The organism is Streptomyces sp. BL1 (assembly GCF_057628045.1).
In genome coordinates, this window is sequence record NZ_JBXYWZ010000002.1 from 214887 (window position 1) to 228577 (window position 13691).

At 71.2% G+C, this 13691-nt stretch carries 12 protein-coding genes; 11 read left to right on the top strand and 1 reads right to left on the bottom strand.

What is annotated here, in order from left to right; translation table 11 throughout:
- Positions 1 to 190: 190 nt before the first annotated feature.
- The 5 genes from AC3AGO_RS01150 (at position 191) to AC3AGO_RS01170 (ending at position 6137) form a co-directional block, all read left to right on the top strand.
- Positions 191 to 1171: an ornithine cyclodeaminase family protein gene (locus tag AC3AGO_RS01150; RefSeq protein WP_487818169.1), complete on the top strand. Its 981-nt coding sequence runs from the start codon at positions 191 to 193 to the stop codon at positions 1169 to 1171.
- A gap of 20 nt (positions 1172 to 1191) precedes the next feature.
- A complete protein-coding gene (locus AC3AGO_RS01155) occupies positions 1192 to 2544 on the top strand; it encodes a type III PLP-dependent enzyme domain-containing protein (protein ID WP_487818170.1) in 1353 nt (450 codons plus the stop codon).
- A gap of 51 nt (positions 2545 to 2595) precedes the next feature.
- Positions 2596 to 3660, top strand: coding sequence for a PLP-dependent cysteine synthase family protein (locus tag AC3AGO_RS01160; RefSeq protein ID WP_487818171.1), 1065 nt, complete (start codon positions 2596 to 2598; stop codon positions 3658 to 3660).
- Positions 3657 to 5114: an MATE family efflux transporter gene (locus AC3AGO_RS01165; RefSeq protein ID WP_487818172.1), complete on the top strand. Its 1458-nt coding sequence runs from the start codon at positions 3657 to 3659 to the stop codon at positions 5112 to 5114. Before AC3AGO_RS01160 ends, AC3AGO_RS01165 begins: the two co-directional genes overlap by 4 nt.
- A gap of 228 nt (positions 5115 to 5342) precedes the next feature.
- Positions 5343 to 6137: an SGNH/GDSL hydrolase family protein gene (locus AC3AGO_RS01170; RefSeq protein WP_487818173.1), complete on the top strand. Its 795-nt coding sequence runs from the start codon at positions 5343 to 5345 to the stop codon at positions 6135 to 6137.
- A gap of 115 nt (positions 6138 to 6252) precedes the next feature.
- Here the strand turns inward: AC3AGO_RS01170 and AC3AGO_RS01175 are convergent, their stop codons facing one another.
- Positions 6253 to 7164, bottom strand: a complete 912-nt coding sequence (locus AC3AGO_RS01175; RefSeq protein ID WP_487818174.1) for a LysR family transcriptional regulator — start codon at positions 7162 to 7164, stop codon at positions 6253 to 6255.
- A 134-nt stretch (positions 7165 to 7298) separates the two neighbouring features.
- On the opposite strand from AC3AGO_RS01175, the gene AC3AGO_RS01180 reads away from it, so the two are divergent.
- The 6 genes from AC3AGO_RS01180 (at position 7299) to AC3AGO_RS01205 (ending at position 13671) form a co-directional block, all read left to right on the top strand.
- Positions 7299 to 8309, top strand: a complete 1011-nt coding sequence (locus tag AC3AGO_RS01180) for a fumarylacetoacetate hydrolase family protein (RefSeq protein ID WP_487824505.1) — start codon at positions 7299 to 7301, stop codon at positions 8307 to 8309.
- Complete coding sequence (locus tag AC3AGO_RS01185) at positions 8306 to 9265, top strand: cyclase family protein (RefSeq protein ID WP_487818175.1); 960 nt, start codon at positions 8306 to 8308, stop codon at positions 9263 to 9265. Before AC3AGO_RS01180 ends, AC3AGO_RS01185 begins: the two co-directional genes overlap by 4 nt.
- Before the next feature lie 111 nt (positions 9266 to 9376).
- On the top strand, positions 9377 to 10513 hold the full coding sequence (locus tag AC3AGO_RS01190; RefSeq protein WP_487818176.1) for an FAD-dependent oxidoreductase: 1137 nt from the start codon (positions 9377 to 9379) through the stop codon (positions 10511 to 10513).
- Complete coding sequence (locus AC3AGO_RS01195; RefSeq protein ID WP_487818177.1) at positions 10510 to 11550, top strand: amidohydrolase family protein; 1041 nt, start codon at positions 10510 to 10512, stop codon at positions 11548 to 11550. Before AC3AGO_RS01190 ends, AC3AGO_RS01195 begins: the two co-directional genes overlap by 4 nt.
- Positions 11551 to 11569: 19 nt before the next feature.
- Positions 11570 to 12508 (top strand): VOC family protein, encoded by a 939-nt coding sequence (locus AC3AGO_RS01200; protein WP_487818178.1) that lies wholly within the window; start codon positions 11570 to 11572, stop codon positions 12506 to 12508.
- Between the two features lie 197 nt (positions 12509 to 12705).
- A complete protein-coding gene (locus AC3AGO_RS01205) occupies positions 12706 to 13671 on the top strand; it encodes a fumarylacetoacetate hydrolase family protein (RefSeq protein ID WP_487818179.1) in 966 nt (321 codons plus the stop codon).
- The last annotated feature ends 20 nt before the right edge of the window (positions 13672 to 13691 follow it).

Genomic DNA, 13691 nt, shown 5'->3' on the forward strand with positions numbered 1-13691 from the left:
TGCCGGGCGCACCCGGCCCGCGCAGGTTTCGCGGGCAGCGGGTCTTACAGAGACGTCGACGTCGACGCCCCGCGCAGACAACAACTCCCGCATCCCAGGCGGCAGATATTGCCGCCCCAATGGACAGTCAAAACCCTGTCCAGCACCAGTCAACGACATGCAAAGCTTCTTTTGAGACGGTGTTTTCTCCATGAGTCAGCCCGAGTTGCACATCTTCACGCGCAGCGAACTCGCAGATCTCGAAATCACTCCGACCGAAGTCATCGAAGCCGTCCGCGAGGGTTATCTGGCCTTCGCCCGCGGGGATTCCCGCAACCCCGCGAAGCTGATGATGCCGCTGCCCAACGCGCAGCGGGACGCGGTGTCCTACTCGATGCTCGGCTACGACGGGAACGTGGAGCAGGTCGGCTTCAAGACCTCGTACCGGCAGGGCAGCAACAACCGGGACAAGTACTACACGGCGATCAGCCTCTACGACGACACCACCGGCATGCCCTTCGCCCTGATGGACTGTGACCGGGTGGGCTCCTCGCGCACCCCGGCCACCACGGCCCTGATCGCGCAGGCGTGCGCCAGGCCCGACGCCCGGTCAGCACTCATGATCGGCACCGGAGTTCAGGGGCTCAACACCCTCCCCTACCTGCTCACCGTGCTGCCGAACCTGGAACGGCTGATGCTGTTCGGCACCAGCCAGGAAGGCCTCCAGGCGTCCCTCGACCGGTTCCGGCACCACTTCCCCGACCGCGAGATCGAGCTGGTCGTGGACGTACCGCAGGCGATGCGGGAGGCCGACATCGCCGTCGCCGCCTCCGGGCGCGCCGCCCATCCCCCGGTCCAGCTCGACTGGATGAAGCCGGGCGGGCTGCTGATCTCCGTCTCCAGCAAGGGCGTGCACGACAGCGCTCTGCGCGTGGCGGACTACGCCCTGGCCACCAGCGAGGGCCAGTTGGGCATCACCGGCTCCCGTTTCTCTGCCGAGGACGGCAGCGCCACGATCGACGCCGAGTTCCCGCAGATCCTGGCCGGCGAGGCGCCGGCCCGGCGCAGCGACGACGACCGCGTGTTCGCCTTCAGCAGCGGCATGGTCATCACCGACATACCCGTGGCCCACGCCCTGGCGCACAAGGCGATCGAGGCCGGACGCGGACAGCGGGTGCGACTGTGGAGCTGAGCACACGTCAGGACACGGACATGACCTCGTTCGGGCCCGGGATGTCCCTGCCGGCGATCGAGCCCGCCTGGGCGCCGGCCGTACGGGCCGACCCGCGGCTGCTGGCCGACATCGCACACGCCACCGGCGGGCCCTTCCACCTCCAGGACCCGGCTCACTTCGCGCACAACGCGCGCGCGTTCGGCCAGGCGCTGAGCGCGGCGGGCGTCCAGGGGCGGGTCTACTTCGGCAAGAAGGCCAACAAGTCCGCCTGCTGGCTGCCGGCCTGCGCGGAGACCGGCACCGGAGTGGATGTGGCCAGCGAGGCCGAGCTGGCGCACGCGCTGGCCAACGGCGTACGCGGCGAGGACGTGGTGGTCACCGGCGCCGCCAAGAGCCACGGGCTGCTGTGGCTGGCCGCCCGGCAGCGGTGCCTGATCGCCGTGGACGCGCTGGACGAACTGGAGCTGCTCACCGGCATCGCGCACGCCACCGGCGGCGCCCGCGTCCTGCTGCGCGTACTGCCCGAGGTGAACGCGAAAAGCCGCTTCGGCCTCAGCCCCGCCGAGCTGGACACGGCCATCGACCACTGTGTCGCCGAACGCGGCAGCCTCACCACCGAGGGCTTCTCCTTCCACCTCAACGGCTACGAGGTCGCCCCGCGCGCGGAGCTCGCTGCCGAACTCGTCGACCGCTGCCTGGCAGCGCGCGAACGGGGACTGCCGGCGGAGTCCATCTCCATCGGCGGCGGATTCGCCGTCAGCTACGTCGAGGAGGCCGACTGGAAGGAGTTCAACGACTCCTACCTCAAGTCCTGGTTCCACACCGGGAAAAGCTTCACCCACTTCTACCCCTACCACCAGTCCCCCACCGGCGCGGACATGCTGGCGGCGATTCTCGCCTTCCCTACGAGCGGCAAGTACGCCACCGTCGCGGAGAAATTCTCCGCCACCGGCACCCGGCTGCTGCTGGAGCCGGGGCGGGCCCTTCTCGACGGCGCCGGGTTCACCGTGTTCCCCGTACAGGGATTCAAGCCCCGCGGCGGCTACGGCATTCTCACCGTCGACGGTCTGAGCATGAGCGTGTCCGAACAGTGGAAGGGCAGCGAATATCTGCCCGACCCCCTTCTGTGGTCCCCTCACGAGACCGGGCCCGAGTCGGCCGATCCCGTCTACGCCTGTGTCGGCGGCGCCAGTTGCATGGAATACGACATGCTCACCTGGCGGAAAATCCCCTTCCCCCGCACCCCCCGCACCGGCGATCTGCTGATCTACCCGAACACTGCGGGATACCAGATGGACAAGAACGAAACGGAATTCCACCAGCTGCCGCTGCCGTCCCGGGTGGTGCTCTCCCGCGACGCGGACCGGTTCCGCTGGAAGCTCGACCGGTAGCGGAAACCGGGCATCGGAAAGAATCGAGGGGCCTAATGGGTGAGTCCGTTGATGGGTAACCCTGAGAACGTCGTCTACCACGTATCCCAACTCATCGGCCGTACACCGCTGTTCGAGTTGTGCCGGACCGACACCGGCAGCCGTCTGCTGCTCAAGCTGGAGCAGTTCAACCCCACCGGCTCCGCGAAGGTCCGGATGGCCGAGCAGATGATGATCGACGCGGAGCTCTCCGGGCAGCTGCGTCCCGGCGGCCACGTCATCGAACCCACCTCCGGCAACACGGGGTTGGGCCTCGCGCTCGCCGCGATCGAACGCGGCTACCGCTTCACCGCCGTGGTCGACCACCACGCCTGCAAGGACAAACTGCGGACGATGGCGGCACTCGGCGCGAAACTCCACTACGTGGCGGACAGCCCCACCGGCGGCGTCCAGTCGGTCGAGCGGCGCAAGCGCGCGGCCGAACTCGCGGCGGCCGACCCCGACTCCTTCCGGCCCGACCAGCACAACAACCCCGGCAACACCGAGGGATACCGGGGCCTCGCCCACGAGCTGCTGCAGGATCTGTACGGCGACGTGGACTGCCTCATCAGCGCCATCGGCACCGGCGGCTCCCTGTGCGGCACCGCGAAGGAACTGCGCAGACTCGGCTCCCAAGTGACCACCGTGGGCGTCGAACCGGCCGGCTCCATCATCTTCGGCGGCGCCCCGGCGAAGTACTGGCAGACCGGCAGCGGCAGCCCGCAGGGCTTCCCCGTCGGCAGCAATGTCGACTACTCCGCCATCGACCAGGGCGTCCAGGTCTCCGACGCGGACGCGTTCGCCACCGCACGTATGGTGGCCCGGCGCACCGGCCTGATGATCGGCGGCTCGGCGGGCGGCGCGATATGCGTCGCCCTGCGCCAACTCGCCGCCCTGCCCGCCAAGAGCACCGTAGTGACGCTGGTGTGCGACGCGGGCGAGAAGTATCTCGACACCGTCTTCGACGACGAGTGGATGCGCGAACGGGGGCTGCTGGACCCCGCCACAGACCGGGCAGTGGAACAACTGCTGGACAGTTACGCCGCATCGGTGCCCACGCCGCGCGCCGAGACGGCCCGAATGGAAACCCACGCATGAGACTGACAAGAACGCTCGCCGGCTACCGGCCGCTGGCGGCCATCGCCGCACCCATCGCCGGCATCCAGCTGGCCCAGGTCGCGCTGACCTCCGTCGACCTCGCCATGATGGGGCTGATGAGCCTCCAGGCCGTCGCCGCGGGCGGCCTCGCCATCACCCTCTACAACCAGCTGCGCACCATGTGCGTGGGCGCCGTCACCGCCGTCGGCAACCTCATCGCCGGAGCGGCGGGCCGCGGCGAGGCCAGAGGCGAGAGCGACGAGCTCGACGAATCGGCCGGCGACGAAGTGCGCGCCACCGTACGGGCCTCCTTCGCCGTCGCCACCGGCGTCGGCGTCCTGGGCGGCATCGTCCTGATCGCGCTCGGCTGGGCGCTCACCCTCTTCGGCGTGAACGCCCGGGTGCTGGAGATGGCCCGGCCGATGATGATGACCCTCGCGCCGGGGCTGATCCCGATGCTGTGGCTCAACGTGCTGCGGCAGTTCGCGGTCGGCCTGCGCCGGCCCGGATCGCTGCTGGGGATCACCATCGCCTCGATCGGGGTGAACGCGGCCCTCGACGGCGCGTTCATCTACGGCTGGCTGGGACTGCCCCGGCTCGGCCTGCCCGGCATCGGACTGGCCACCACCGTCGTGCAGTTGCTCACCTTCGCCGCGTTCCTGTGGCGGGTACGCCGTGACGCGCGGCTGGCACCGCTGCTGTCGGTGCAGGGCTGGAAGGCCGACTGGGAGACGGCGCGCACGGTGCTGCGGATGGGCATCCCGATCTCGCTGACCTACGGCTCCGAAGCGGGCATCACCTCCGTCGCCACCCTGCTGATGGGCGGCTTCGGGCCCGCCGCGCTGGCCGCGCACAACGTGGTCAACCAGTGCGCGTACATCGTCTACCAGTTCAACATCGGCCTCTCCCAGGGCTCTTCGATCTCGGTGAGCCGTGCCGTCGGACAGGGTGACCCGGGCGAGGCGGGCCGTATCGCCCGGCGCGCCCTGACCCTGAGCGCCGCGCTGATGACGGTGTTCGGGCTGGTGTATCTGGCGGTGCCGTCCTGGGTGCTGAAGCTGTTCATGGACGGCGGTACCGATCCGGGGGCTGCGTCCCTCGCCGGGACCCTGCTGCTGTTCGCCATCGCGCAGCAGTTCTTCAAGGGCGCCCAGAACGTCTCCGTCGGACTGCTGCGCGGCCTGGGCAACACCAAGAGCGGCTTCCGCAACACCCTCATCGGCTACTGGGCCGTGGGCACCCCGGCCATGCTGCTGTGCGCCTACGGCTTCGGCTGGCAGGGCCCCGGGGTGTGGGTCGGCCTGTGCGCCGGCTTCGGGGCCACCGCCGTCCTGCTGATGCGGCGCTTCCGCCACGACCTGCGGATCAAGGAGGCCGAGCGGGAGACCGTACCGGAGGACCCGGCGCCCGACCCGCCGGCCTCCTCCCGGGAACCGGCCCCCGCGGGCCGGTGACAGACCCCGGGCGGTGGCGGTGCGACTGGAGCCCGCGCTGCCGCCGCCCGGTCCGGGGCCCCTCCCCGGGCCCCACCCGAGACGCCCAACGCCCGACCCCTGACCGGGGGTTGGGCGTCTTCGGGCGTACGGCGGCGCCCGTCGCGGGACCCCGTTCCGGCCTGCGGTTCCGGGCCCGCACGAAACCCGGTTGCATAGGGCACGGATCTGTTTGCGAAACTATGTCGAGTGACAGGCGAATCGACAGCATTTACGGCAGGCCCCATCGAGTCGTACACGGCGATCGGCGACAGTTTCACCGAAGGCGTCGGCGACCCCGGCCCGGACGGCACCTTCCTCGGCTGGGCCGACCGGCTCGCCGCCCTCCTCGCCGAGCAGCGCCCTGACGCGGACTTCCGGTACGCGAACCTCGCCGTCCGCGGACGGCTCCTGGACCAGGTCGTCACCGAGCAGGTCCCCCGCGCCCGGGAGCTCGCCCCGGAGCTGGTGACCTTCTGCGCCGGCGGCAACGACATCCTGCGGCCCGGCTCCGACCCGGACGCCATCGCCGCACAGTACGAGCGCGCGCTGGAAGAACTGCTCAGCACCGTCGGCACCGTGGTGGTGTGCACCGGCTTCGACACCCGCGGCGTGCCCGTGCTGCGCCACCTGCGCGGCAAGATCGCCACGTACAACGCGCATCTGCGGGCGATCGCCGACCGGCACCACTGCCCCGTCCTCGACCTGTGGTCGCTGCGCGCGGTCCAGCACCGGCGCGCCTGGAGCGAGGACCGGCTGCATCTGTCGGCCGAGGGGCACGAGCGGGTCGCGCTGCGCTGCGCGGAGGTGCTGGGTCTGCCCGGCACGGTCGAGGGTGCGGCGGACGCGCCGTGGCCGGTGGAGTGCCGGTCGGCGGCCGAGGCGCGGCGCGAGGATCTGCACTGGGCGCGGGAGTATCTGCTGCCGTGGATCGGGCGGCGGCTCCGTGGGGAGTCGTCGGGTGACGATGTGCGGGCCAAGCGGCCGGATCTGTTGCCGCTTTGACGCTCCGCTGACCGCGGGGTGCGCCTGCGTTGGGTGCGGGGTGCGTTCCCTGCGCGGGTGCGGTCCGGTGTGCCCGCCCGTTCCGCCCCTCGGCGGACCGATCGCCCACACCGGGCTAACGGTCTGCCGCCAGTGCGGCGCCCACGCGCTCGGCTGTTTCTCGTAGCCATAGGTGGGCTGCGTCGTGGGTGTGGACCGGGTGCCACCACAGGGCCTCGCGGAGCGGGACCGAGTCGTAGGGGCACTCCATGATGCGTACGGGGGCGATGCCGCGGAGGCGTTCGGCGAGGCGTTCCTGGATGAGGGCCACCCGGCGGGTCCCGGCGACCAGCGAGGGCAGTGACTGGAAGCTGTCGACGGAGACCTCCGTCCTGGGCCGGACGCCGAGCATGCCCAACTGCCGTGCCGCGGGGGCGTCGTAGGTGCGCTGATAGCTCACCCAGGGCAGCCGTGCCAGGTCGTCCAGGGTGAGTTCGTCGCCGACTTCGGTGTTGTCCTCGGAGACGAGGAAGACCCAGCGGTCGCGGTAGAGGTCGGTCGCCGGGTGGTCGCTGATGATGCCGTGCGGCATGAGCACCCCGTCGACGGTGCTCAGCAGGGCGCCGGTGCGTTCGGTGATGTCCGTGGGGGTCTGCTGGAAGCGCAGCCGGATGTTCGGGGCCTCCGCGTGGACGGCGCGGGCGAGCTCGGCGCCGAAGACGGCGACCGCGTAGTCCGAGGCGACGAGCGTGAACTCGTGCTCCTCGCGCGCCGGATCGAAGGCGGCCTGGCTGGTGAAGACCCGCTCCAGCAGATCGCAGGCGGTGGACGAGCGGTCGAGGAGGACCTGGCCGAGCGCGGTGAGCTCGTAGTCGTTGCCGACCCGGGAGAGCAGGTCGTCGCCGAAGTGCCGGCGCAGCCGGGCCAGGGTCGCGCTCATGGCGGGCTGGCTGAGCCCGTTGCGCTGTCCGGCGCGGGTGACGCTGCGCTCCTCCAGCAGCGCGCGCAGCGCGACGACGAGATTCAGGTCAAGGCTGGCCAGGTTCAATGGACTTCCTCACGTACGGCCCTCACGGTGCTCTCCCCCAGGGTATCCACCGCGCCGATGGTTCACATCCAGTGAATCTATTTCACAAATAGCCTGGTCAGGGGCCACATTGGAGTCCACGCCATCGGAAGGACATCCACGTGGAATCCCCAGCGGCAGCGGCCCGGTTCGCCGGCCCCTTCGCCCTCGCCACCCTCTCCGCGGCCGGTTCGCCGGACCGCCGCTTCCCCGCCCTCGTCGTGCCGGAGCCCCGCGCGGCGGCGCTCGACCTGCGCACCGCGCTCGACGCGCCGGACCTCACCGTCCGTACGGTGCTGGAGCGTTGGGAGGAGCTGCTGCCGCGGCTGCGCTCCCTCGCCGAGGACAGCACCGGCCACTGGCAGCCGCTGACGGAGCTGCGGGTGCACGCTCCCGTCGAGCCGCGGCAGATCTTCCAGTCCGGCGCCAACTACCGCACCCACGTGGTCGATCTGGCCGTCGCCCACGAGCCGGCGGACGGCCGTCCCGCCGCGCAGGTGCGCGAGGAGACCGCGGCGATGATGGACCGCAGGGCGGCCGAGGACCAGCCGTACGTGTTCATCGGCCTGCCCTCCTCCCTCACCGGCCCGTACGACGAGGTCGAGCTGCCGGCGTGGTGCGAGAAGCCGGACTGGGAGCTGGAGCTGGCCGCGGTGATCGGGCGGCCCGCGTACCGCGTCACGCCCGAGGAGGCGCTCGCCCATGTCGCGGGCTACACCGTCGCCAACGACCTGACGGCCCGTGAACTCGTCTTCCGCCGCGACATGCCGGAGATCGGCTCGGACTGGCTGCGCGCGAAGAACGCCCCCGGCTTCACCCCGCTCGGCCCGTGGCTCGTGCCCGCCGAGTCCGTCGGCGACCCCTCGCAGCTCCAGGTGACACTGAAGCTGAACGGCGAGGTCATGCAGGACGAGACCACCAAGGACATGATCTTCGACGTGGCGCGGCTGGTCTCCTACGTCTCGCAGACCACGCGGCTGCTGCCCGGCGACCTGGTGCTCACCGGCAGCCCGGCCGGCAACGGCATGCACTGGGGGCGGCTGCTGCGCGACGGCGACGTGATGGAGGGCTCGGTGACCGGACTCGGCCACCAGCGCACCCGCTGCGTCGCGGAGGGCGCCGCATGATCGACCGTACGGATCCCGAGGGCGCGATCGCCGAGGCCGCCAAGGCGTACTCGAACTGGGGGCGTTGGGGCGAGGACGACCGGCTGGGCACGCTCAACTTCCTGGACGAGGCCAAGCGCCGCGAGGGCGCGGCCCTCATCCGACGGGGCGTCAGTTTCTCGCTGGCACAGCGCTTCGACATGGACGGGCCGCAGAAGGGCTGGCGGCGGCGCACCAACCCGGTGCACACCATGCTCGACACCGGTACGGACGCGGCGCTCGGCAACCAGGGTTTCCCGCACGGTCTGGGCGGCGCCGACGATGTGATCGCCATGCCGTTGCAGTGCTCGACGCAGTGGGACGGTCTCGGGCACATCTTCGACCACGGCAAGGCGTGGAACGGGCGGGACGCGGCGCGCACCGTCACCTCCGACGGCGACCTGGTCACCGGCATCGAGCACATGGCGCCCCATGTCGCCGGGCGCGGCGTGCTGCTGGACGTGGGCCGCGTCATCGGCGACGAGGGGGAGCTGCCCGACGGATTCGCCGTCACCGAGGAGCACTTGACGCGCACGGCGGAGGCACACGGTGTCGCGGTGGGCCGCGGCGACCTCGTGCTCGTGCGTACGGGACGGCTGGCCCGCGCACGCCGTGAGGGCTGGGGCGAGTACGCCGGGGGCCCCTCGCCGGGGCTGTCGTTCACGACGGCCGGGTGGCTGCACCGTACGGAGATGGCGGCGGTCGCCACCGACACCTGGGGCTTCGAGGTGCGGCCCAACGAGTTCGAGCACGCCTTCCAGCCGCTGCACCAGGTCGCCATCCCCAACATGGGGCTGCTCATCGGCGAGATGTGGGACCTGGAGGCGCTGGCGGAGGACTGCGCACAGGACGGCACGTACGCGTTCTGGCTCACCGCCGCACCGCTCCCGATCACCGGAGCCGTCGGCTCCCCCGTCAATCCGATCGCCGTCAAGTAGCAGCGCGGTCAAGTAGCAGCGCCACAGCGGAAATCGGGCGCCGCGCCCCGCCGCGCAGCGGAAACCGGGCGCCGTACGCGCCCGGTCCGCCACCCAGGGAGGAACCCGCACATGCCTCATACCCCCACCCGCAGCGTGCTCGTCGTCGGCGGCGGCACCGCGGGCAACGGACTCGCCGTCCTGCTGCGGCGGTCCGGCATCGACGTCGACCTCGTCGAGGCCAAGGACGACTGGAACGCCACCGCCGGCTCCGGCATCACCCTCCAGGGCAACGCCCTCCGCGTGCTGCACGAGATCGGCGTCGGCGACCAAGTCGCCGCCCAGGGCTACCCGTTCGGCGAGCTCGGCATCATCGCGGCGGACGGCACCGTCCTGCACGTCGCGAAGGACATCCGTACCGGCGGGGACGATCTGCCCGCCACCGTCGGCATGCAGCGCCCGCAGCTGCAGCAACTGCTGATCGGGGCCGTCCGCGCCTCCGGTGCCCGCATACGCCTCGGCTGCACGGTCGAGACGCTCGCACAGGACGACAACGGCGCCGACGTCACCTTCAGCGACGGCACCTCGGGCCGCTACGACCTGGTGGTCGCCGCCGACGGGATCGGTTCCGCCACACGTACGCTCATCGGGATCGAGGACAAGCCCGAGCCCACCGGCATGGCCATCTGGCGTGCCCCCGCGCCGCGTCCGGCGCGCGTGACACGTACCGAAATCGTCTACGGCGGCCCGTGTTTCATCGCGGGTTACTGTCCGACCGGGCCCGACACCGTGTACGCCTATCTGGTCGAGCGGAACCGCGACCGCACCACCCTCGACCCCGCCTCGTACGCGGCGGAGATGCGCCGCCTGGCCGCAGGCTACGGGGGCGCCTGGACGGAGATCGCCGCCTCGCTCACCGACCCCGGGCAGGTCAACTACACATGGTTCGACCGGCACTTGGTGGAGGGGCCCTGGCACCGCGGCCGGGTGGTGCTCGTCGGTGACGCCGCGCACGCCTGCCCTCCCACCCTCGCGCAGGGCGCGGCCATGTCGCTGGAGGACGTCTCCGTGCTCGCTTCCCTCCTCACCGAGCACGAGGTGTGGGACGACGCGCTGTTGAGCACTTACCGCGAGCGCCGGATGCCCCGCGTACGCAGCGTCGTCGAAGGCTCTGTGCAGATCGGCCAGTGGCTGCTGGACGGGGTGACCGACGCGGACGTGCCCGGACTGATGGGCCGCACCATGACCGGACTGAAGGAACTGCCGTGAGTACGAACCGAGTTGATGGCGTGAGCGCGCCGCCCACTGTCGACGTACACGCGCACGTCCTGCTCCCGCAGGTCGAGGACGCCGTCGCAGGCCGTCCGGGACTGGCCGCGGCGCGCGAACTGGACGCGCGGCGCAACGGTCCCGAGGCGCTGGCGGTCAACGGGCCGATGGTCGGGGAGCGCATCCCGCGGCTCACCGACGCCTCCGTACGGCTGGCTGCCATGGACGCGTCCGGCGTCGACGTACAGCTGGTCAGCCCCTCTCCCTCGCACTATCACTACTGGGCGGAACCCGAACTGGCCGAGCACGTCTGCCGGTTGGCGAACGAGGGCACCGCCGAACACTGCGCCAAGGCGCCCGAGCGGCTGCACGGCCTGGGCCTCGCACCTCTCCAGCACCCGGACCTGGCGGTGCGGCTGCTGGACGACGCGCTGGAGCGGGGGCTGCGCGGTGTGGAGATCTCCTCGCACGCGCCGGGCCCGGACGGGACGCGCGAAGTGGAGCTGTCCGACCCGCGGTTGGCGCCCTTCTGGGCGCGGGCCGAGGAGCGGGGTGCGGTGGTGTTCGTGCACCCCTTCGGCTGCACGCTCGATGAACGGCTCGACCAGTGGTATCTGTCCAACACCGTGGGGCAGCCCACCGAGAACGCCGTCGCCCTCTCCCACCTGATCTTCTCCGGCGTCCTGGACCGGCACCCGGACCTGAAGATCCTCGCCGCGCACGGGGGCGGCTATCTGCCCACCCACATCGGCCGCTCCGATCACGCCTGGCGCGCCCGCAGCGACGCCCGCGGCTGCACGCACCCGCCCAGCAGCTATCTGCGGCGGCTCCACTTCGACTCGCTCGTGCACGACGCGCACGTACTGCGGGAGCTCGTCCGCGCGGCAGGGCCTCAACAGGTGCTGCTGGGCTCGGACTTCCCGTTCGACATGGGCACCGAGGACCCGCTGGGCGACCTGCGCGCGGCCGGGCTGCCCGACGCCGACTTCGAGGCCGTACGCGGCGGCAACGCCGCCACTCTGCTGCGGCTCACCTGACACTCCGGAGGTTCCGATCATGAGCAACCGTCTGCTCACCCATCTGCGGCACGTCGACCTCGCCGTGCCCGACTACGACAAGCAGCTCGACTTCTACTCCGGCGTGTGGGGACTCACCCAGGTCGCCGAGGACTCCGGCATCTCCTTCCTGGCCGCCGAGGGCTCCCCCGAGCAGTACGTGGTGCGGCTGCGCAAGGCCGAGGAGAAGCGTCTCGACCTCGTCTCGTACGGGGCCGCCTCCCCCGCCGACGTCGACACCCTCGCCGAGGAACTCCTCGCGGGCGGCGTCCAGTTGCTGTCCCGGCCGGGCACCGTGGACACCCCCGGCGGCGGCTACGGCTTCCGCTTCTTCGACGTCGACGGCCGCACCATCGAGGTCTCCGCCGACGTCGAGGCCCGGCAGCACCGCAAGGTCGAGGAGAAGGAGGCCATCCCGGTCAAGCTCTCCCACGTGGTGCTCAACTCGCCCGACCTCAACAAGACCCGCGAGTGGTACGAGCGGCACCTGGGCTTCCGGCTGTCCGACACCCTCAGCTCGCCGCACATGGGCGAGGTCATGCACTTCATGCGGATCAGCAACCAGCACCACTCGATGGCCCTCGCCCAGGGCCCGCACACCGCGCTGCACCATGTGTCCTTCGAAATGCGCGGCCTGGACGAGTACATGCGCGGCTCCGGGCGTGTGATGCGGGCCGGCTACCGCAAGATCTGGGGCCCGGGCCGGCACCTGGCGGGCGACAACACCTTCACCTACTTCCTCGACCCGCACGGCAACACCATCGAATACACCACGGAGCTGGAGGAGCTCGACGAGGACACCTGGCACCCGCACATCTACGACTTCTCCCAGCCCGAGGTCACCGACCAGTGGGGCACCGCCAACCCTATGAACGAACTGGTCGCCAAGGAGTCCTTCAACGACCCCGACCGCGGCTGCTTCATCGCCCCGCCCGTGTGACCCGCGGCGGCTCCGGCCCGCAGCAGCGCTGGCCCGCAGCGGTTCCGGCCCGCAGCGGCTCCGGCCCGGCGCCGGGCCCTGAACCCCGGGAGCGCGGTGACCTGTCCACGCCCTGACGGACCGCGCTCCCGGCCCCCTCTTCTCGTACGATCCCCTCTTCTCCTACGTACCCCCACCCGCCGAGCGACAGGACCCCCATGCGTTTCGCGACGTACCAGCACGACGGCTCCCGCCACGCCGGCGTCGTCGGCCCCGGTGAGCGGCTGCACCCGCTGCCCGGCCACGACGATCTCCTCGACCTCGTCCGCGCGGGCCGCGGCCCGCTCCTCGCCGCGGGCGAGGCCGCACTGCGTGCCACGCCCGGCCCGCACGCCGGCGCCGTGACGCTGCTGCCGCCTCTGCAGCCGCCCACCGTCCGGGACTTCGTCACCTTCGAGCAGCACGTGGAGGGCGTACGCCGCTCGGTGGACGGCACCGCCGGCGTGCCGGAGCAGTGGTACGCGGCGCCCACCTTCTACTTCACCAACCCGTATGCCGTGCTGGGCGCGTACGACGACGTACCGGTGCCGCCGGGCTCGGCCGTACTCGACTTCGAGCTCGAAGTCGCCGCCGTCATCGGCCGCGAGGGCCGCGACCTGACGCCCGATCAGGCGCCGGAGCACATCGTCGGCTACACGCTCTTCAACGACTGGTCGGCCCGCGATCTGCAGTCCGCCGAGATGAAGGTGGGGCTCGGCCCCTGCAAGGGCAAGGACACCGCGGCCACGCTCGGCCCGTACCTGGTCACCGCCGACGAGCTCGAACCGTACCGGGACGCGGAGGGCCTGCTGCGGCTGGAGCTGACCGCGGAGGTCAACGGCGAGGTCGTCGGCCGCGATCTGCTCTCGAACATGAGCTGGACCTTCGAGGAGATGACGGCGTACGCCTCGCGCGGCACCTCCGTACGGCCCGGCGACGTGCTGGGCTCGGGCACCTGCGGCAACGGCGGCTGCCTGGCCGAACTCTGGGGCGTACGGGGCGAACAGACTCCCCCGCCACTGAAGCCCGGCGACACCGTCACGCTGACCGCCGAGGGCATCGGCACGGTATCCAACACCGTGGTCGCCGGAGCCGGTCCCGTACCGCTGCCCGCCGCCCGCAAGCGCCCCGGAACCCGGGCGTGACCGGCTGACCGACCAGCTCG

What these genes read in the sequence shown, in the direction of transcription:
- AC3AGO_RS01155 (WP_487818170.1), top strand. Translation starts at nt 1,192, where the DNA reads ATGACCTCGTTCGGGCCCGGGATGTCCCTGCCGGCGATCGAGCCCGCC.
- AC3AGO_RS01205 (WP_487818179.1), top strand. Translation starts at nt 12,706, where the DNA reads ATGCGTTTCGCGACGTACCAGCACGACGGCTCCCGCCACGCCGGCGTC.
- AC3AGO_RS01160 (WP_487818171.1), top strand. Translation starts at nt 2,596, where the DNA reads ATGGGTAACCCTGAGAACGTCGTCTACCACGTATCCCAACTCATCGGC.
- AC3AGO_RS01190 (WP_487818176.1), top strand. Translation starts at nt 9,377, where the DNA reads ATGCCTCATACCCCCACCCGCAGCGTGCTCGTCGTCGGCGGCGGCACC.
- AC3AGO_RS01150 (WP_487818169.1), top strand. Translation starts at nt 191, where the DNA reads ATGAGTCAGCCCGAGTTGCACATCTTCACGCGCAGCGAACTCGCAGAT.
- AC3AGO_RS01185 (WP_487818175.1), top strand. Translation starts at nt 8,306, where the DNA reads ATGATCGACCGTACGGATCCCGAGGGCGCGATCGCCGAGGCCGCCAAG.
- AC3AGO_RS01200 (WP_487818178.1), top strand. Translation starts at nt 11,570, where the DNA reads ATGAGCAACCGTCTGCTCACCCATCTGCGGCACGTCGACCTCGCCGTG.
- AC3AGO_RS01165 (WP_487818172.1), top strand. Translation starts at nt 3,657, where the DNA reads ATGAGACTGACAAGAACGCTCGCCGGCTACCGGCCGCTGGCGGCCATC.